11 protein-coding genes and 1 pseudogene are annotated in these 20,157 nt (G+C 68.2%); 6 read left to right on the forward strand and 6 right to left on the reverse strand.

What is annotated here, in order from left to right; genetic code table 11:
* Positions 1-617: 617 nt before the first annotated feature.
* The 6 genes and pseudogenes from EX88_RS0112435 to EX88_RS0112460 all read left to right on the forward strand — a co-directional run bounded on the left by EX88_RS0112435 (position 618) and on the right by EX88_RS0112460 (position 9,665).
* On the forward strand, positions 618-1,787 hold the full coding sequence (locus EX88_RS0112435; protein ID WP_200875833.1) for a nitrate/nitrite transporter: 1,170 nt from the start codon (positions 618-620) through the stop codon (positions 1,785-1,787).
* 20 nt (positions 1,788-1,807) lie between these two features.
* Positions 1,808-4,261 (forward strand): nitrite reductase large subunit NirB, encoded by a 2,454-nt coding sequence (gene nirB / locus EX88_RS0112440; protein ID WP_036148771.1) that lies wholly within the window; start codon positions 1,808-1,810, stop codon positions 4,259-4,261.
* Positions 4,262-4,264: 3 nt separating this feature from the next.
* The gene (gene nirD, locus EX88_RS0112445) at positions 4,265-4,609 is read left to right on the forward strand and encodes a nitrite reductase small subunit NirD (protein ID WP_031372318.1); all 345 of its coding nucleotides are present in this window, start codon (positions 4,265-4,267) and stop codon (positions 4,607-4,609) included.
* Positions 4,609-7,431, forward strand: a complete 2,823-nt coding sequence (locus EX88_RS0112450; protein WP_051885058.1) for a nitrate reductase — start codon at positions 4,609-4,611, stop codon at positions 7,429-7,431. The genes nirD and EX88_RS0112450 overlap by 1 nt, the downstream gene beginning before the upstream one ends.
* Before the next feature lie 79 nt (positions 7,432-7,510).
* A pseudogene (cobA, locus tag EX88_RS0112455) lies at positions 7,511-8,221 on the forward strand (uroporphyrinogen-III C-methyltransferase); the annotation flags it as partial.
* A gap of 205 nt (positions 8,222-8,426) precedes the next feature.
* A complete protein-coding gene (locus tag EX88_RS0112460; RefSeq protein WP_152566249.1) occupies positions 8,427-9,665 on the forward strand; it encodes an XVIPCD domain-containing protein in 1,239 nt (412 codons plus the stop codon).
* A 172-nt stretch (positions 9,666-9,837) separates the two neighbouring features.
* Here EX88_RS0112460 and EX88_RS0112465 read toward each other — a convergent pair whose 3' ends face one another.
* From EX88_RS0112465 to EX88_RS0112490, 6 genes are read right to left on the reverse strand one after another with little or no spacing between them, the layout of a single operon-like run.
* The gene (locus tag EX88_RS0112465; protein WP_031372322.1) at positions 9,838-11,439 is read right to left on the reverse strand and encodes a DUF6519 domain-containing protein; all 1,602 of its coding nucleotides are present in this window, start codon (positions 11,437-11,439) and stop codon (positions 9,838-9,840) included.
* Positions 11,440-11,457: 18 nt separating this feature from the next.
* Positions 11,458-13,710, reverse strand: coding sequence for a hypothetical protein (locus EX88_RS0112470; RefSeq protein ID WP_031372323.1), 2,253 nt, complete (start codon positions 13,708-13,710; stop codon positions 11,458-11,460).
* Positions 13,711-13,718: 8 nt separating this feature from the next.
* On the reverse strand, positions 13,719-16,877 hold the full coding sequence (locus EX88_RS0112475; protein ID WP_031372324.1) for a putative baseplate assembly protein: 3,159 nt from the start codon (positions 16,875-16,877) through the stop codon (positions 13,719-13,721).
* Positions 16,874-19,384: a putative baseplate assembly protein gene (locus EX88_RS0112480; RefSeq protein ID WP_031372325.1), complete on the reverse strand. Its 2,511-nt coding sequence runs from the start codon at positions 19,382-19,384 to the stop codon at positions 16,874-16,876. Before EX88_RS0112480 ends, EX88_RS0112475 begins: the two co-directional genes overlap by 4 nt.
* A 19-nt stretch (positions 19,385-19,403) precedes the next feature.
* Positions 19,404-19,760 carry a GPW/gp25 family protein gene (locus EX88_RS0112485; RefSeq protein WP_031372326.1) on the reverse strand — a complete coding sequence of 119 codons (357 nt, stop codon included), beginning with the start codon at positions 19,758-19,760 and terminating at the stop codon, positions 19,404-19,406.
* A 28-nt stretch (positions 19,761-19,788) separates the two neighbouring features.
* On the reverse strand, positions 19,789-20,148 hold the full coding sequence (locus tag EX88_RS0112490) for a hypothetical protein (RefSeq protein ID WP_031372327.1): 360 nt from the start codon (positions 20,146-20,148) through the stop codon (positions 19,789-19,791).
* Between the last annotated feature and the right edge of the window lie 9 nt (positions 20,149-20,157).

A 20,157-nucleotide genomic window follows, 5' to 3' on the forward strand; every position in this document is an offset into this window, starting at 1 on the left:
ATCCTTGTCCTATCGAAAAACGGCGCACGTCCTGTGCGCCGCCCTCCGGGTCTCCATTGGACCGGTAAACCGAGAGCCACAGCCAGAGCCACAGCCAGAGCCACAGCCAGAGCCGCGGCCTGAAATCGGTACTCGCTGCATGGATCTGCCCGGGCATAGCCAAAACCGCCATCCGCTCGGGACGCTGGCCCAAGCGGCAAAGACACCGAACCTACACCTCCGATGCTGCGTTGCACAAACATGGTGCAAGCCCGCTCGATTTTGGAGCGCGACGCTCCCCAGGCACCGAGCGCGCATCCGTATCGCTCACCCAAGTGATTGAAATCGTGACGAACGCAGCTCATTCGCTTCGATGCGCATAGTTGGCACGGCTATTGCGTAGCCTAGTAGGCGGATGCAACGGCGCATCCGCGACAACCTGATTCCGGCAGACGGGCCAACGGCGGTCCGGCCTGTCGAAGACAACGGCGTCTTTCCGGTGCGAACCGGGAAGGCGCCGTTTTCGTTTCTCCCCCTCACGGCCGTTGCGGGACGCCTGGATCGGGCGTCCGCCGCGGCCCCGTTCGGAGATTGCGCGGATGGATCGATCCTTCTGGCGGGCCGGGCATACGCCCACGCTGTTGTCGGCTTTTCTGTATTTCGATTTGAGCTTCATGGTCTGGTACCTGCTCGGGCCGATGCAGGTGCAGATCGCCCAGGCGCTGCATCTGGATACGCAACAGCGTGCCTTGATGGTGGCTGCGCCGATTCTCTGCGGTGCGGTGCTGCGCTTGTTCCTGGGGATGTTCGCCGACCGCGTCGGCGCCAAGCGCGCCGGCTTGATGGCGCAGGCGGTGGTGATCGCGGCCTTGTTGGCAGCGTGGTGGCTCGGCGTCGACAGTTTCGCCCAGGCCTTGTTGCTCGGCTTGATGCTCGGCGTCGCCGGGGCGTCGTTCGCGGTCGCCTTGCCGCTGGCCTCGCGTTGGTACCCACCCGAGCATCAGGGCACGGCGATGGGCATCGCCGGCGCCGGCAACTCGGGCACGGTGCTCGCGGCCTTGTTCGCACCGGCGTTGGCGGCCGCGTTCGGCTATCAGAACGTGTTCGGCCTGGCCTGCATTCCGCTGGTGCTGGTGTGGGCGGTGTTCGCGGTGTGCGCCAAGGACGCGCCGGTCGACACGCCGAGCAAGCACTGGGCCGATTACGGCCGGGTGCTGGTCGGCAACCGCGACTCGTGGTGGTTCATGCTGTTCTACGCGATCACCTTCGGCGGTTTCGCCGGCTTCGCCAGCGCTTTGCCGGGTTATTTCCACGACCAGTTCGGCTTCGAGCCGAAGATCGCCGGCTGGGCGACCGCGGCCTGCGTGCTCGCCGGCTCGGTGATGCGGCCGCTCGGCGGTGCTATCGCCGACCGCATCGGCGGCACCCGCACCTTGCTTGCGGTGTATCTCGCGGTCGCGACCCTGGTCGCCGTCGCCGCGCTCGGCATCGGCGGCCCGGTCGCAACCGTGGCCTTGTTCGTACTCACTCTGCTATGCCTGGGCGCCGGCAACGGCGCGGTGTTTCAGCTCGTGCCGCAGCGCTTCGGCGCCGACATCGGCCTGATGACCGGCTTGATCGGCATGGCCGGCGGCATTGGCGGGTTCTTGCTCGCCGCCGGCATGGGCATGCTGAAGCAGCACACCGGCAGCTATGCGCTAGGTCTGTGGCTGTTCGCCGCTTGCGCTGCGTTGGCTTGGGGCTTGTTGGCGAGCCTGCGCCATCAGTGGCGCCACCGTTGGGCGGCGCTCAGCGCCGCACGCGTCTGAACCGGCCCCGGAGCGAACTCATGAAGAAACCCAGATTGGTGGTGGTCGGCAACGGCATGGCGGGCGCACGCACGCTCGAAGAGCTGTTGAAGCTGGTCCCGGACATGTACGACATCACGGTGTTCGGCGCCGAGCCGCATCCGAACTACAACCGCATTCTGCTGTCGCCGGTGCTGGCCGGCGAGCAGGCCTTCGACGATATCGTGCTGAATTCTCTGGCGTGGTACGCCGAGCACGGCATCCGTCTGCATCTGGGCAAGGAAGTCAGCCGCATCGATCGGGTGCGGCGTCGGGTCATCGCCGCCGACGGCACCGAGGCCGAGTACGACCGTCTGCTTATCGCCACCGGTTCGCTGCCGATCGTGCTGCCGGTGCCGGGCAAGGACCTGAAGGGCGTGATCGGCTACCGCGACATCCACGACACCCAGGCGATGATCGACACCGCCAAGGTGAAGCGGCATGCGGTGGTCATCGGCGGCGGCCTGCTCGGGCTGGAAGCCGCCAACGGCCTCAAGCAGCGCGGCATGGAGGTGACGGTGGTGCACCTGGCCGGCTGGCTGCTGGAGCGCCAGCTCGACCCGGTCGCCGGGCAATTGTTGGAGAAGTCGCTGACCGAGCGCGGGCTGAAGTTCCGCCTCAACACCGCGACCCAGGAACTGATCGGCAACGAGCAGGGCGAAGTGACCGCGGTGCGCTTCTCCGACGGCAGCGAAGAGCCGGCCGACCTGGTGGTGATGGCGGTCGGCATCCGCCCGAACATCCAGTTGGCCCAGGCCTCGGGCATCCACTGTGCGCGCGGCATCGTCGTCAACGACTCGCTGCAGACCTTCGACCCGCGCGTTTACGCCGTGGGCGAATGCGTCAGCCATCGCGGCATCGCCTACGGCCTGGTCGCGCCCCTGTTCGAGCAGGCCAAGGTCTGCGCCAATCACCTGGCGAACTACGGCATCGGCATCTACAGCGGCTCGGTGTCCTCGACCAAGCTCAAGGTCACCGGCATCGACCTGTTCTCGGCCGGCAACTTCATGGGCGGCGACGGCAGCGAGGAGATCGTCCTGTCCGACCCGGCCGGCGGCGTTTACAAGAAGTTGGTGATCAAGGACGACCGTTTGATCGGCGCCTGCCTGTACGGCGATACCAACGACGGCGGTTGGTACTTCAAGCTGCTCAAGGACGGCAGCCGCATCGACGACCGCCGCGACCAACTGATGTTCGGCGAGAAAGCGCTCGGCGATTCCGGCACCGCCGGGCAGAACCGGGCCAGCGCCATGACCGACCGCGACGAGGTCTGCGGCTGCAACGGCGTGTGCAAGGGCACTATCGTCAAGGCGATCAACGAGCAGGGTTTGTTCACCGTCGACGAGGTCAAGAAGCAGACCAAGGCGGCGAGTTCCTGCGGCTCTTGCACCGGCCTGGTCGAGCAGATCCTGATGAACTGTCTGGGCTCGAACTTCCAGGAAACCCCGAAGACCAAGGCGGTGTGCGCCTGCACCGACCACAGCCACGGCGACGTGCGCAAGGCGATCCGCGAGCACCGGCTGTACACCCATGCCGCGGCCTACGCCTTCCTGGAGTGGCGCACGCCGAACGGCTGCGCGACCTGCCGGCCGGCGATCAACTATTACCTGCTGTCGACCTGGCCGCGCGAAGCGGTCGACGACCCGCAGTCGCGCTTCATCAACGAACGCGCCCACGCCAACATCCAGAAGGACGGCACCTTCTCGGTGATCCCGCAGATGAAGGGCGGGGTGACCAATGCCGGCGAACTGCGGCGCATCGCCGATGTCGCCGACAAGTACGCGGTGCCGATGTTGAAGGTCACCGGCGGCCAGCGCATCGACCTGCTGGGCATCAAGAAAGAAGACCTGGTCGATGTGTGGAAAGACCTCGGCATGAATTCCGGCCACGCCTACGGCAAGTCGATCCGCACGGTGAAGACCTGCGTCGGCAGCGAGTTCTGCCGCTTCGGCACCCAGAACAGCACGCAGATGGGGATCGACCTGGAAACCATGCTCGCCAACATGTGGAGCCCGCACAAGGTCAAGCTGGCGGTGTCGGGCTGCCCGCGCAACTGCGCCGAATCCGGGATCAAGGACGTCGGCATCATCGCCGTGGACTCGGGCTGGGAAATCCACATCGGCGGCAACGGCGGCATCAAGACCGAGGTCGCGCGCTTCCTGGTCAAGGTCAAGACCAGCGACGAGGTGCGCGAATACACCGGCGCTTTCCTGCAGCTGTACCGCGAAGAGGCCTATTACCTCGACCGCACCGTGCATTACATCGCCCGCGTCGGCATGGACTACATCGTCCAGCGTGTGGTCGAGGACGCGGCTAACCGCAAGGCCTTGTTCGAGCGCCTGCTGTATGCGCTGGAAGGCTTGCCCGACCCCTGGGCCGCGCGCATCGCCGGGGCGCGCCCGCGCGAGTTCCAGCCGCTGCGCATTCCTGCCACGCTCGTCGACGCGGAGGCCTGAGCCATGGAATCGACTGCCTCCTGGTTGCGGGTATGCCGGCTCGACGACATCCCGGTGTTGGGCGCGCGGGTGTTGGAAATGGCCGGGGCCGACAACATCGCCTTGTTCCGCACCGCCGGTGATCGCGTGTTCGCGATGGTCGACCGCTGTCCGCACAAGGGCGGGCCGCTGTCGCAGGGCATCGTCGCCGGCGACAGCGTCACCTGTCCGCTGCACGGTTGGAACATCGCCCTGGCCAGCGGCGAAGCCTGCGCGCCCGACGTCGGTTGCGCGCGCAAGTTCCCGGTGCGCATCGACGGCGACGAGGTGTGGCTGTCGCTCGACGCCACCGCGCGGAGCGAGGCTTGATGGAAGATCTGGCGCTGCACGAGGAGATCGACACGGTGCCGGCGGCGGCGCCCGAGTTGCGGCGCACGCGCACGCGTTCGATCTGCTGTTACTGCGGGGTGGGCTGCGGGGTGTTGATCGATGCCGAACACGGCCCCGACGGCAGCCGCATCGTCGGCATCGAAGGCGACCCCGAGCATCCGGCCAACCAAGGCCGGCTGTGCACCAAGGGCCGCAGCCTGCCGCAGACCGCGAGCAGCCTGAGCGGGCGGTTGTTGGCGCCGGAGCTGCGCCACCTGCGGCAGGAGCCGCGCCGCCCGGTCGATTGGGCGCTGGCGCTGGATACGGTGGCCGACCGCCTGGCCGGCATCGTCCAGCAGCACGGCCCGGACGCGGTGGCGTTCTATATCTCCGGGCAATTGTTGACCGAGGATTATTACGTCTTCAACAAGCTCGCCAAGGGCCTGCTCGGCACCAACAACATCGACACCAACTCGCGCCTGTGCATGTCCAGCGCGGTCGCCGGCTACAAGCTGGCGCTCGGCGCCGACGGCCCGCCGACCTGTTACGAAGACCTGGAACTGGCCAAGACCGTGCTGTTCGCCGGCAGCAACATGGCCTATGCGCACCCGGTGTTGTTCCGGCGCCTGGAAGCCGCACGCGAGCGCGACCCCGAGGTGCGCTGGATCGTGATCGACCCGCGCCGCACCGACACCGCGGCGATGGCCGACCTGCATCTGCAGATCCAGCCCGGCACCGATGTGGCGCTGTTCAACGGCATGCTGCATCACTTGATTTGGGAGGGGCGGGTCGATGCGGCGTTCATCGCCGAACACACCGACGGCTATGCCGAACTGAAGCAACTGCTGCGCGACTACACCCCGCGTATGGCCGCCGAGTTATGCGGCATCCCGGTCGCCGACCTGATCCAGGCGGCGGACTGGTTCGGCCGCGACGCTGCGGCGTTGTCGCTGTACTGCATGGGCCTCAATCAGTCCGCGCACGGCACCGACAAGAATCTGGCCCTGATCCATCTGCATCTGGCCACCGGCCAGATCGGCAAACCCGGCGCGGGGCCGTTCTCCCTGACCGGCCAGCCCAATGCGATGGGCGGGCGCGAAGTCGGCGGCATGGCGACCATGCTCGCCGCGCATCGCGAGATCGGCAACGACGCCGACCGCGCCGAACTCGAACACCTGTGGGGGCTGCCCGGACACAGCCTGTCGGCCAAGCCCGGTCTGTCGGCGGTGGCCTTGTTCGAGGCCTTGCGCAGCGGTCGGGTCAAGGCGGTCTGGATCGCCTGCACCAACCCCGTGCATTCCATGCCGGACATCGGCCAGGTGCGCGAAGCGCTGCAACAGGCCGAGTACGTGATCGTGCAGGAAGCCTTCCGCAACACCGACACCGTGCCCTATGCCGACGTGCTGCTGCCGGCGACGAGCTGGGGCGAAAAAGAAGGCTCGGTGACCAACTCCGAACGGCGCATCTCGCGGGTGCGTGCGGCGGTGCCGGCGCCCGGCCAGGCCAGGCCGGACTGGTGGATCGCCAACGAAGTGGCGCGGCGCCTGGAGGCGCGCTTGGGGCCGCCCGGCTTCGCACCGTTGTTCGCGTTTGATGGGCCGGCGCAGATCTTCGACGAGCATCGCCGCCTCACCGTCGGTCGCGACCACGACATCGGCGGACTCGACTACGCACGCCTGGACAGCCAGGGGCCGCAGCAATGGCCGTTCCCGGCCGGCGCCGCGCAGGGGCAGGCGCGGCGCTACGGCGACGGCGTGTTCGCTACCGCCGATGGCCGCGCGCGCTTTCACCCCACGCCGTATCGGCCGGTGGCCGAAGCGACCTCGGCGCGTTTTCCGCTGCGTCTGTTGACCGGCCGCCTGCGCGATCAATGGCACGGCATGTCGCGCAGCGGAAGAGTGCCGGGCCTGTTCGCGCACAGCCCCGAACCGGGCCTGCGCATGCAGCCGCAGGACGCGGCACGTCGCGGGCTGGCGCACGGCGATCTGGTCAAAGTGATCAGCAAGCGCGGCGAATTGGTGCTGCCGCTGGAACTTTCCGACGAGGTCGCCTCCGGCACGGTGTTCGCGGCGATGCACTGGAGCGGGCAGTTCCTGTCCAGCGGCGGCATCAACGAGGTCAGTCAGCCGGCGGTGGATGCGCGTTCGTTGCAGCCGGAGCTCAAGCATGCGGCGGTGCGGATAGAGAAAGCCGAATTCGCCTGGCATCTGCTCGCGGCGCGGCGCGGCGATGCCTTGAGCCTGCAGGCCGCGGTGCAACCGCTGCTCAGGGATTGCGGCTTCGCTGCGATCACCCTGAGCGCCGATGGCCAGGTCGACGGGCGCGATGGCGAGGGCGTTAGCGATTCCGCCTGGCTGGTGCTGCGCGCTGCCTTCGAGAATATTCCGCCGAGCGAGTGGCTGGAGGCCTTGAGCGAAGCGCTGCAGTTGCACGCCGGCCGCGACACCCTGGAGTACCGCGACGCGCGCCGCGGCCTGTTGAAGCGGGTGTCGTGGCGCGCCGATTGCGACGACAACCGCATCGACGGCCTGCTGTTGACCGATGCGCAGCGCCACGGCGCCGGCGAGAACCTGCTCGATTCGGCCCTGTCCGGGCGGCCTTGGAGCGGCTCGCGTCTGGCGGTGTTCGCGCAGTCCGGCGGTGGCGGCGCGCGCGATGCGGTGGTGTGCAACTGCCTGCAGATCCGCGAGTCGAGCATCCGTGCCGAGATCGCGCGCGGCGCCGGCGTCGCCGAACTCAAACAACGCCTGGGTTGCGGCACCGTCTGCGGCTCCTGCGGGCCGCAACTGAACCAGCTGTGCCGCCAGGCGGCGCAGGCGTGATCGCGAATTCCCGGGCCATCACTACGGAGTCATCATGGATCGCATCGTTTCCGACTCGTTCCGGCGCGCACCCAGCGAAGTGGTGTTGCTATCGGCCGGCCCCGGCGACCTGGAGCTGCTGACGATCAAGGCCGCGAAAGCGCTCGCCGCCGCCGAGGTGGTGCTGCTCGACGAATTGGTCGACCCGCGCATCGTCGAACTGGCGCCGCTGGCGCGAGTGATCCGCGTCGGCAAGCGCGGCGGTTGCCGTTCGACCCCGCAAGCTTTCATCTGTCGCTTGATGCGCCGTTATGCACTGCAAGGGCAGCGGGTGGTGCGGGTCAAGGGCGGCGACGCGCTGTTGTTCGGCCGGGCCGGCGAAGAGATCGATTTTCTGCGACGCGCCGGCATCGAGGTGCGCATCGTCAACGGCATCAGCGCCGGTTTCGCCGCCGCGGCGAGCCTGGGCGTGTCGCTGACCCATCGCGATCACTGCCACGGCATCACTTTCGTCACCGCGCATACCCACGACCACGGCGAACCGGACTGGGCCGCGCTCGCGGCCACCGGCACCACCCTGGCGATCTACATGGGCATGAGCCGGATTGCGAACGTCGCGAACGGCTTGCTGCGGCATCTGCCCGCGCAGACACCGGCGGCGATCGTGCAGGGCGCGAGCCAGGACGGCGAAACGCGCTTGTTGACGACATTGGAGCGATTGGCCGGCGACGCCGCGGGCATCGGTATGGGTACAGGCGGCGGCCGGCCGGGTGTGATCCTGGTCGGTGCGGCGTTGGCCGCAGCGCGCGCTAACGCTGCGAACACCCTTGCGGGTCGAGTCGGTCTGGCCTGGAAGAATTGTGTCGACCGGTACAAATCTTCGCGTCTGTCGTTGAGATCGCAATCGTTATTCGAGCCGATCCGTACCGAAACAGAATGCGTTGACTAGCGCAAATACTCGTGTCTGCAGTTGAATTCGGGCTTGCGCTGCGTGTTTTTATTCGTACATGCTTCAAGTGCTCGACGGTGTCGGGCATGCGCTGACGTCATGGTTTACGGATGTGCGCATCCAGGACAACTGTGTATTTCTCAGGAGATCTTCCATGCCGACGTCCGATCCAAGCGGCTCCTCTTCCGGATTTCTGTCGGGCCTGTTTGGCCGCTTCCAAGGTCAACCGCGGCCCACGCCCGAGCCGGTGCAGCCGCAGCGTCCCAAGCTCGATCCGGTCAGCGCCGCGGCGATCATGGAAGACGGCTACCAGCCCAAGAGCACCGGCAAGACCGGCGATTGGCAGCGCGTCGACGACGACATGCTGAAGAAGCTCAATCTGGACCCAGGCAAATTCCACAGCAGCCCCAGCGGCATGCATGCGACCTTGTATCGCAAACCCGGCTCCGCCTCCGAGTCCGAAGGGTTCGTGCTGGATTATCGCGGTACCGCCCGACTCGGTGATTGGTCGGCGAATTTCCGCCAGGCCCTCGGCATGAAGAGCGCGCAGCACGAGGAGTCGATGACGCTCGGCAAGGAAGTCAGCGCTGCACTCGGTCCGAGCCTGGTCGGGGTGACGGGGCATTCCAAAGGCGGCGGCCAAGCGCTGCTGGTCTCACACGCGATCGGCGTCGATTGCGTCACCGCGAACCCGGCCTGGCCAAGCCAGGGCACGCTCAAGGCCTACGGTTTCAACCCCGAGACTTTTCACAACGGCAAGGGCGGCCCATCGGTGACCAACCTGGTCGTCGGGGGCGAACCCTTGCAGAGCCTGCAAAGCACTGGCGCGGTCTCGCTGGTGCCACCCAGGCAGGGAACGGAGTTGCAGGGGCCGAAGTTCGAGTTCAAGCCTCAGCAGCACAGCGGTCTGCGCGGTCACGAGCCTGGCGACGACCCGGACCTGGACATGGCGCGTTCCATGTTCGCAGCCATGGATGGGAGCAAGCATCTGCTCAAGTTGCACGGCATCGGAACGGTGCGCGACGCGCTGCAGAATCACGAGGTCGCCGAGCTGGCCGACATCGCGCAGAAACGCGGGCTGTCGAAGGTCGATCACATCGTTGCGGAGAAAGACGGCGGCAAGGGCCATTTCCTGGTCGAGGGCAAACTCGGCGATCCCAGCGCGAAGTACGCCAAAGTCGAGGGCGCCTTGCCGAGCGGTGTCTTGGGCCAGCAGTTGATCCAGAGCATCAACCAGCATGAAACCTTGAATCGTCAGCAGACTCCGCTACAAGTGGCGATCCAGCCGCATACGCGCTACGTCTGAGGCGCGCGCCATGTCTCAAGGGCGCCGGTCTTAACCGCACCGGATCCGGGCACTGTCGGACGCGCGTATCGAGCCGCGTCGGCGGTTCGGTCCGCGCAGCGCAGCGCACGCCGGCGTGCAGGCCGGTGGCCTTCACGGTCACGCGGCCGGCGTCCGCGTGTTCCGGTCCCACCTATTTTTCCGTCCGTTTGCGTTTCGTCGTCGTAGTTTTCTTGGCCACGGCGGTGTCCTGCGGCGCGCGCTTGACTGCCTTGACCGTGCCGACGGTGGTGTCGCCGGACACCGCGTCGTCGAAGCGTTCTTGGGTACCGCAGCTGCGGTCGGGGTAGACGACGCAGGTGCAGGGGGCGACCCCCGTCATGCCGTCGACGTTAAGGCCGACGAAACCGAGCGGAGCGTAGCGGTGTTCGACCCCGAGCGGCGGCCGCAGTTCGGCGACGCCGCCGTTGCGCGGCCATTCGATGTCGCCGGTGGCGACGCGCGCCGGAATCAGCCAATAGTCGCCGCTGCGATACTCGCCGTCGGCGGCGAAACGGATCTGGATGCCGTCCTCGAGCGCTATCCAGTACAGCTCGCCGGGCTTGAGTGGCTTGCCGTCGTCGGGCTTGTCCACCGGCACCGCGCCGTCGACGAGCGCGATGTCGCCCGTACCGACATGGTCCCAGCGCCGTACCTTGGTCGTCGCATTGGGGCTGCGGCCCTGGGCCTGGGTCAGCGTCAACACGTTGCCTTCGACGCCGCTGATCTGGCTCAGCTGGCCGGGACGGCCGAGCAGGTCGTCTTGTTCGTCGGTGATCTCGACCCATTGGCGCTCGCGGAAGTCGCGCGCGTTGGCGACTTCGAGCTTGTCGCCGCCGCCGCCGATCCAGCGCGTCAGCACGCTGCCGTTGTCGCGCGACCATTTGAAGGTAGCGCCGAGGTTGCCGTTCTCGTTGCCGCGATGGATCTCGACCCGGTACAGATGGTTTTCGGCGCCGCGATACGCCGAGTCTGGGTCGGTGACACAGGGGTCGTCGAGGCGCGGCAGTTCTTGCAACTGCGCGGCAAGTTTCGGCCGTTGCCGATCGAACAGCAGCAGCGGTGCGGGGCAGGCCGAGCGATAGTCTTCCTCGAGTTGGTCCAGGCCCTGTTGCAAGCGTTCGATTTCCTGTTTCAGGCGCTCGCGCTCGGCTTCGTCCTGGGTTTGCTCGAGGCGTTCGTTGAGGACTTCGATGCGCTCTTCGAGCCGCTCCTGGATCGTCTCCAGTTTCAATGCGCGCACTTGCCAGATCACCTGGCGCCGGCTGCAGGTGTCGGGCCCGCCGAGTGCGACCTCGCGCAGCTGCGGCATTTCCACCGCGGTGAGATGGCGCTCCCACACGTCCAGATAGACCCAGAAACGGCTGTCGTCCTGGTTGGAGGACGATTCCAGCCACGACCGCAAGGGATCGCCCGAGCCGGGCTGCTCGCTGGCCGCCGCCGGGGTGAAATGCGGCTGCGCCAGATAATCGCTGCCGTCGCATTCGCACAGCACGCCGTCCACGTAATAGCGGCCGGCGCCGATCCGCAGCGAGCGCTTGCCGTCGTGCTGCTCCAGGGTCAGCCCGAACCCGGGTGTTCCGGCCGGCGCGGCATAGGGGCCGAACACGTCGCGGGCGAGCGTGCGCAGCAGATGCAGCAGGATCGCGCCTTGTTCGTTCGGGTCGGCATCTAGGGTGACCCGGCCCTGTTGCAGCAGGACCTGGCTGAAATGATGGCGGGGATCGAAGCTCGCCCGTGAGAAGTCGCCTTTCATAGCTGCTTTCCTTCCAGGTCAATCGGCGAAGAGAAGTCCGACGGTCATGCCGGCCGGGGTGTATTGGTCGAGCCGCGCGCGCAGGTTGGCCTCGCGTTGCGGCTCGTAGAGGTGGTGGTAGACGCCCATCTGCGATTCGTCGTCGGCGCCGCGCAGGATCTCCGGCGCGCAGTGATCGAGCAGCCGCGCATAGCCGGGCCGGCCGTAGCGGCGCGAGCGATAGCGCGGCCGCACCCGCAGGCGTTCGGCGGCGATCTCGCGCTGCTCCAGCGGCGCCGGCAGCTTGCGTTCGCGCACCGCGGCGATCGCGCCATCGGGTTGGCAGCGGTAGCGTCGCGGCGTGCGGCAGTGGCAGGGCACGTGGCTGAAACGCACGCAGCCGATCTGGCGGCGGGCGACGTTGAGGCAGTCGTTGAACAGGCAGTTCTCGGCCAGTTCCAAGGCATGCGCCTCGATCGTGCCGAACACGGTGCAGCGAAGCAGCTTCAGACGCGCATGCGCGACCGCCGAGGTCGCCGCGCCGATCGCTTCCTGGCGCGGGCCGGCGGCATCGACGATGCTGTCTTCGATCGTCAGCGGCATCGGATCGCTGCCGACCTCGTCCTGCTGGACCTGGATCGAGCCGACGATGCTGCGTTCGATCCGCACTTTTGCGCGCAGGTTGTACAACTCCAGGCTGGGCTCGGCCGGGCGGTCGGGTTCGCAGCCGCAACCGATGCCCCATCCGGGTACCAGGGTGCAGTGGCGGATCGACAGCTCGGCGGCGCAATCGGGTTGCCGTGCGGCCTGTTCGGCGTAGGTCTCGGGCTCGCGCGGCGCGGACACATGCAACGGCCGTCCGGTCAGCAGGATGCCGTCGAGAGCGAAGCGGCTGCCGACGTCCATCTCCACGGTCAGCGCATCGGCCAGGTCGGTCTGCCAGTCGATCAGGCGGATCACCGGACGCACACCGTTGGCTGCGCGCAAGCTCAGCGACTGCCCCGGTCGCAACCGGATATGCAGCGGTTCGACCCAGACCCCGCTGTGGATCAGTTCGATCACCGCGTGCTGCGGCGACTGTTCCTGCCACAGGCGCAGGGCGTCGGCGATGCGCGGCACCGGCGCGGGGGCGTCGGCCGAAGCGTCGTGCGCGCCGGACTCGCCGACCCGATACAGGCGGTAGTCCTGCGCCGGTCGGCGCATCGTCCGCCGGTACTCCCCGCCGCCGAGGTCGGCGGCGAAGCCGTAGTGATAGCTGACGCGCACGCCTTTCTTCGGAATCTGGTTCGGCGGGAACATCAGCCGGCCGAGCACCGGATCGATCGCGACCTTGCCGCGCGGCACGCGATAGCGCCAGCCGCTGAGGTCGGCGACCACGATCGCGCCGACCGGCAGCGGTTCGTTGGCGTCGTGGCCGGCCCAGCGTTCGGCCCACACCGCCAGGCTCTTGCCGATGCCGTACTCGTCGTCCAGGTGCCGTTCCAGGGCACGCCGACGCAGCGGCATCGGCAGGTTCTCCTCGCCGGCGAGATGGTGGCGGTCCGGTTCAGGGCGCGGCTTGCGGTACAGCGGCGCGTCCTGCCCCAGCACGCTGAAGGTAAAGCAATGCGGGCCGGCATCCTCGACGCAGTAGGCGGGTGTGCGGGTGACCGGATAGCTGCGCATGCGCCAGGCGAACACGCCGACGCTGGGGATGTTGTAGCGCCCCGGGCGACGCGGCGAAGCGATCCGGCGCACGTCGACGCTGTGCGCAAGCGGGTCGAACGGCCCGCCGCACAGATCCAAAGCGGCCATATCGCGCAGAGAAGCAGTGCCGAGCCGGTGCAGGTACAGGTGATCGAGGTTTTGGGCACGGTCCAGGCGCTGGAAGAACTCGACGGCGCGCGCCGGCCAGCCGGCGACGTCGCGGGCCAGGTCTTCGAGCAGGGCGACCGTGCCTTTGCGGCGACGATGCTGGATCGACTGGGCGACCTCGCGCCGCGGCACCAGCGCGCGTTCGAGTGCGCGCCCGGCTTCGTCGCGGCGCTGCACCGGTGCGCCGGCGGCGTCGACCGGGCGATAGCCGATCAGATCGGCGAGGTAGGGCACGACCCAGTCGTCGGCGGTCTCGATGAACCAGTTGTCGTACAACTGCGCGATATCGTCCTCGACCAGGTTCATCTGCTCGGCGATCACACGCAGCAAGGCCTGCAGCGGATAACCCTGTTCGATGTCGCGGATGCGGTGGATCGTCGGCAGCAGCCGGTACAGGCGGTCGATGCGCGGTTCGATGTGCAGCGAAGGGATGTCCATGTCGTCGCTCACTGGACCGGATTGAGGATCAGGGTGTCGGGCACGTTCGGCACGAAGCAGGCGAGCCGCGCCGGACGGATCGTGTCGCCATCGGGCTCGGCGGGGCCGGCCTCGACGCGGGCGGGCGGCTGGACCGGTATCGGCTGTTCGTCGTTGCCGTTGAAGCCGCTGTCGCTGTCGCCGTAGACGATGGCCTGGACGATGTCGGTGATCTCGTCCTGGCTTATCAGCCGGCGTTGGTCGCTCTGCCAGTCGATGACGGTCTCGGGGATGCCGCCGAAGCTGTCGACGTCGACCCAGTCGACGCCGCGCACCGACTGCATCGCCGTGACGATCTCGCAGAGCAGGGCCGGCCGGGCCAGGGCGCGTTGGTCGAAGCCGAAGCGTTCCAGCAGGCGCTCGCGTACCGCGGTCGCGACCGGCTCCCAGCGATGACCGGGCAACAGACGCAGCCGCGCCTGCAGCACCAGGGCAATGCGTTCGCGCATGGCCACCTGCACCGACAAGGCGGGGTCGCCGAGTTCGCGCAGGGCCTGCATGAGGTTGCGATAGAGATCGGAGTTCGGGTCCAGCGGCATGTCGTCGACCCCGGCGACGGTGATGTGCACCACTTCGCGCACGCCGTCGCTGAGCCGCGCCGCCACGGCCTTGGCGATGCCGGCGAACATGCGGGTGAAGTCGGCGTAGTCCGACAGCGACACCAGCCGGTCCAGCGCCATCAACGAACGCGGCGCGTTCTCGCGGATCAGCCCGATGCTTTCGCGGTCGGCGCCGCCGGAGGCGTGCAATGGATTGATCACCTCCTTGATCCCGAGCGGACGGCTGATCAACAGCGAGATCTGTCCGGCGCGCACGTTGCCGCCCTTGCCGATGCCGTTGCGGTATTCGGCGCGCAGGTTCTCGAAGCCGCTCGGCGGGCGCAGGCCGTTGACGCCGTCGCCGAACACCACCGAGGTCACGCCGTCGTCGCCGGTCACGGTGACGTAGGCGCGCGCGTCGGGGCCGAGCCCGGCCAGGCTGTCGGTTTCCTGCCACTCCACCTCGTTGACCAGCACCTTGAGCGTGCTCGCCGCGCCCGCGGCGGTCGGCGCGGGGCGCCAGGTCAATGGCGGTTGGCGCAGGGCGAAGCGTTGCAGCGGCCGGCGTGCGTCGCTGCTGCCGAGCACCTCCTTGCGGGTCTCGCCGTGGCTGGCCGCGACCACGTTGGCGTGGATGCGCAGGCCGTCGCGGTAGTACACGTAGGCCAAGGGTGTGGCCAGGCGCAGGGTGGTGTGCGGACGGTCGCCGGGACGCCAGAAGTCGCTGCCGTGCTCCAGGCCGGCGATCATCATCAGCTCGCTGACGCGCACGCCGCGCACCCCCGGGATGTCGCTGCGCTCGCCTTCCACCACCACCCAGCGACCGGACTTGAGTTGCTCGTGCAACGGGCCCAGTTCCAGGCGGCTGCCGGAGACGTCGTCGAGAATCGGTTCGGCCGCCATCTCCAGCCGGCGCCGTTGCGGGTGCAGCCAGGTCTGGCGCAGTTCGTCGATCCGGCGGCGGGTCTGACCGTCGGCGACATCGCGCCAGGCGCTGGGCTCGCCTTCGGCGCCGAATTCGATCCGGGTGCTTTCCTGCGACAGGCCGTACGCGCTGCGCGGCCCGGTATGCGCGCTGGCGACGTGCATCACCTGATAGCGCGCCAACAGCTCGGTCGGCAGCGGTGGCCGCACGACCAGGACCCGGTCGCCGATCGCGAGCAGCGGATCGGCCTTGCCGAGGAAGGCGTTGCTGTCGCTTTCGTCGTCCTCGTAGACCCAGTCCGCCCACGATTCCACCGGCGGGATGGTGTTGTTGGTGGTGCCGGGCATCGGCTTGGACGAGCCGGCGCCGAACAGGGTCTCGCCGGCGCCGAGCACGTGCACGGCCGTCAACGAGGGCGTCGCCTGTTCGGGGCTGGAGCCGCGCCAGGCCGCGTAGTAACTGTCCTTGAGCGTCGGCGCGAAATCGGTGATCAGTTGCGGCTGCACATCGGCGTCGTAACTGAAGGTTTCGTCGAGTTTGCGCGGCAGGCGCAGGGTGTTGGCGGCCTGCAGCCGGCGTGGCGCCAGCAGATGCTCGACCGCGTCGTCGGGCCCGCCGTTCGGCGCGCTCGCGCCCGGTAGTTCGAGTTCGGCCAGTGCCTCGCCGAAAGCGTCGATGGCCTGCATGGCGTTGCCGTTCTCGACCCCGCCGTTCAGCAGGCCGGCCCATTCGTCCATCGGCGGACGCGGAGCGCCGAGGCGCAGCGCATTCAACAGCTGCGCGCAGTTCTCGATCGCGCGATCGTCCTGGGTAAAGGCCAGTTTGTTCTGCAGGATCTGCAACAGCGGGTGCGCCTGGTCCTGCAGTGGCGGCAGCGGCTGCAGGCGCAAACGCGTGCGCTGCCCGGCGAAGTCGGGTTCGACCGCGACCACGCGACGTGCGACGTGCACGGCGGTGGCCGAGGCGCCGAACTGGAGCAGCAACAGGTCGCCGGGCAGGACACCGGTGTCCACACCGACCGCGTGGATGCTGTCGAGGGCGAGCACGTTGGCCAGTTCGATCCGCTGCGGCCGCTCACGGCGGATCTGCAGGTCGTTCCACTCGCGCCGCGCCTGCAGCGCCTCGTCGGTCTCGAACGACTGCGGCAGTTCGCCGGGGCCGGGGATGCTCTGCGCGCGGGTGCCGACCGGCAGTTCCACGGGCCCGGCCTGGTTGTCGTCGACGGTGTAGGACAGGAATACGCTGGACGAGACGCCGGCGCGCGGGGCGTAACCGACCAGGCGCGCCAGTTCGACCAGGGAGCGGCGTTCGCCGGCGGTGCGCAGATAGCCTTCGTTGGCGATGCGCTCCTGGTAGAAGCTCAGCACGTCCGAGACCGTGGCCCAACCGTCGAGCAGGGCGATCGCCGGATCGGCCGGATCGCGCGTGGTCAGCGGCTGCAAGGGCCGCAAGCTGCGTGCGGCCTGTCGGCCGTCGCCGGGCACTTCGACCTCCATGCTCGGCAATCGCGCTTTCATGCTCGCGAGGAAGCGGCCGTGGGTGCCGACCCGGTAGGCCAGCGCCGGCAGTCCGCGCCGGTTGTCCAGCGCCACCGGCGTCGACGCCGCGACGCCTTCGCAGCAGCCACAGCGGGCGCTGCCGCATCCGCAGTCGTGAGCGCTCATCGCCCACCTCCGACGAAGATCGAGAGCTTGCCGTGCTCGGGATAGTTGGGGTCGTTGTCGAGGCGCGCGATCTCGTGCGCGCCCAAGCGCAGGATGCCGTCCTCGAGTTCGCGGTTGGCGGCCGCGTACAGGCGTTGCAGGCGGATCACGCGGGCGCATTCCACGCCGGTCACCGCCATCGCTTCGGCCACCAGTGCGCTGGCCCGCAGGCTGTGGCCGAAGCTCAAACGATCGGGGTGGAAATAACCCGGCTGGCCGTCGCGGCGGCGACCGGCGCCGAAGCGTTCGAGCAGTGCGGCCTTGATCGCGCCGCGCTCGTAGCCGGGCAGGGCACAGACTTCCAGGCTCAGTTCGATCGGCACGTACACCGCCGTTTCCACATGCAGGTCGTGGCCCATGCGGCGCACGCGGTGCAGGGCCGTTTCGACCTCGCCGATCAACTCGGCGTCGGCCGGCACGCGACCGTACGGGTCCAGGGCCACGTCGGCTTCGTACCAACTGCCGGTCCAGACCAGTTCGCTGGCGGCGCGCTGCACGCGCAGATCGCGTTCGGCCAGGCGCGCGTAATCGTCGGCGGTGATCGCGCGCAGGCGTTGCTTGCGGAACGCGCCGGGCGCCAGCAAGCGCGCCTGCGCCAGCGGCTCGGGGTCGATGCCGCCTCGCGCCGGCAGCGGATTGTCGACGCGCACCTGCAAGCCGCTCCATTCGCCGCGCAGATGCACGCGGTTGATGCCGTGGGCGCCGACGTTGCCGGCGCTGCCGTTACCGAGCCGGTAGCGGGCGGCGAAGCGTCGGCCCGGCTCCGGGCGCTTGCCGAGGTCGTCGTCGCCGAAGCGCAGATGGGCCAGGCCCTGGTTGTCGATCTCCACGACCACATGGCGGTCCTCGTCGCCGCTGCCGAGCAGATCGAACACCGGCGTCCACGAACCGCCCTCGTCATCGTCCAGCCGCAATGAAGGCAATGCTTCGCGCGGATCCTGATCGAGGCTGGCGGACGCAGCGCGACTGGCGGCCGGCATCTGGGTGCGATGGGTCAGAGGCGCATCGGGCAGGTGCCAATGGAAGCGGCCGGGCCGTTGCACGAGTTCCGACGGTTGGCCCTCGCATTCGCATTCGGCCTGGCCGTGTGCCTCGGGCACCGTGCCCAGGTCGAGGGGGCCGGCGCGACGGCCGTGGTCGGCCAGGACCACGTTGCCGAGCGCCATCGACACTTCGCGCAGACGCGCGCAGCCCGGCGCAGGGCCGAGCGCGCTGAGGCACAGCGCGAACGGCAGCGCGTCGTCGACATGCCATTGCACCCGCAGCAGAGGCATCGGCCGTGGGTCGTCGGGACCGGTGGGATAAAGCGTGTCCTCGATCGCCTCGACCCGGGTCAGCCGCACCGGCCAGACATGGGACGGATCGGCATCCGCCTCGAGTCCGCTGCGCGGCCCCAGCACTTCCTTCAACAACAGCACGTCGCCGGCCTTCAGCTCCAGCGCGCGTGTCTCGCCTTGCGATTGCGCCCATGCGTCGCGCAACACCGCCGCCGTAGCACCGCGCGGCAGGCAGCAGTCGTCGCGGCCCCAGTCGTAGAACGCGATGCGGTTGTGCGCGCTGCGCAGGGCGATCGAGCCTGAGTCGCCACTGGTCAGCGGCAGGAAACTGTCGTAGCGGCCGTGATCGTCGGACGCGAGCGTGCGCATGGCTTCGTCGCCGAGCAACGGCGGCACCGGCGCATCGACGGCGATGCCGCTGAGGAAGGTGATGTCGGCGACCGCCACATCGAGATCCTGCGAGGTTTCGATGGCGACCCAGGCGCGGGCATTGCAGCCTTCGTGCAGGCGATAGTCGACCAGGCGCGCGTGCCGGCGCACCGAGATGCGTTGGCGCGCGGTGTCGAGATAGGCCTCGGTCGCGACCGCGTCCTGGTAGTAGCTCAGGTAATCGCCGGCATAGGCCAGCAGTTCGATCAAGGTGACGCCGAGATCGGGCACATGCTCCGGGTTCCAGTCGGGCGAAACCAGTGCGAGCCGGTCCTGGATCAGGCGACGGAAACTGGCGTAGTCCTTGGCCAGGTACGACAACGCGGGTTCGTTCGGCGGTTCCTCGATGCAGGCCGGAGCCGCCGCGCAATCCAGGTCGGACGGGCAGCCGGCCTTGAAGGAGAACTCGGCGCTGGCGTACATCGGGTCCAGCCCCTCGATGTCGAGCAGGCGCAAGCGGTAACGCGAATGGTCGCCTCGGCGATCGAGACCTACCGTCAACCAATCGTCGACATCGGGTTCTCCGCTGGGGTGAGGGTCGACGTCGACGATGCCGATGTCGACGATGCGGGTGCCGCCTTCGATGCGCAGATGGCGCAGCAGCCCGGGACCGTCCTCGCCGAGCTCGGGCGGCAGCTTGCCGAGAAAATAGACGTGCAGTTCGAGCTGGTCGGCGGAGACTTCGACGAAGTCCAGGCCGACCCGTCCGCCGAAGGCGCGGACATCCTGGCGGCGCGGATCGTTGCAGCATGAAAGAGTCATGACGGAATCCCTGCCTCGGTCAGATCGCGCGGGTGAAGCGCGCGCTTTGCTCTTCGCGGGTGCGCAGCAGCACGTAACTCAGCTCGACGGTCAATGCGGCGTCCTGCGCGCTGACCTGCAAGGCGCGCACTTCGATCACGTCCTGCAACCAGCGTTGCAGCGCCGCCTGCAAGGTGAATTGCACGGTCGCGGCCAACTCGGGGCTGTTGCCGGCGAATACCAACTGCAACAGCCCGCTGCCGAAGTCGGGCCGGTTGACCCGTTCGCCGGCCTGGGTGAACACCAGTTGCTCGATCATGTCGCGCACATGGCCGGCATGATCGGTGGCGGCGCTGCGGCCGCGGCCGTCGACATGGAAAGGAAAGTCCAGATGCATGGCGATTCTCCGGCTAGTGCTGCAGCGGCTACATCGCGAACACGCGGGCCTGCATGGCGCCGACGATCGGCGCGCCCTGCGGGATCTGTTCGGCGCTCTGGCAGATGCCCGGGGCCGGCCCGGGCGCCGGCGTCAGCATCGCCGGCAAGCCCATGACGGTGACCCGCGCGCTCGGCATCGACCAGCGCACGGTGACGCAGGGCTGTGGCTTGCCGTTAGGCAGGGTGAAGGGACAGCCGGCGACGACGATGGTCGGCGCGCCCGGCGGGATCGTCGCTACCGGTTGCCCCATCACCAGCACGCGCGTCTGCACCGGCGCGATCTTGGCCTGACCGACCGCGTGCTGGCAGGTCATGACGGCGTTGGCGTGCAACAGATATCCAGGCATGGCCGCGTC

It is taken from the genome of Lysobacter antibioticus, assembly GCF_000731095.1.
In the GTDB taxonomy this organism is placed as follows: domain Bacteria; phylum Pseudomonadota; class Gammaproteobacteria; order Xanthomonadales; family Xanthomonadaceae; genus Lysobacter; species Lysobacter antibioticus_B.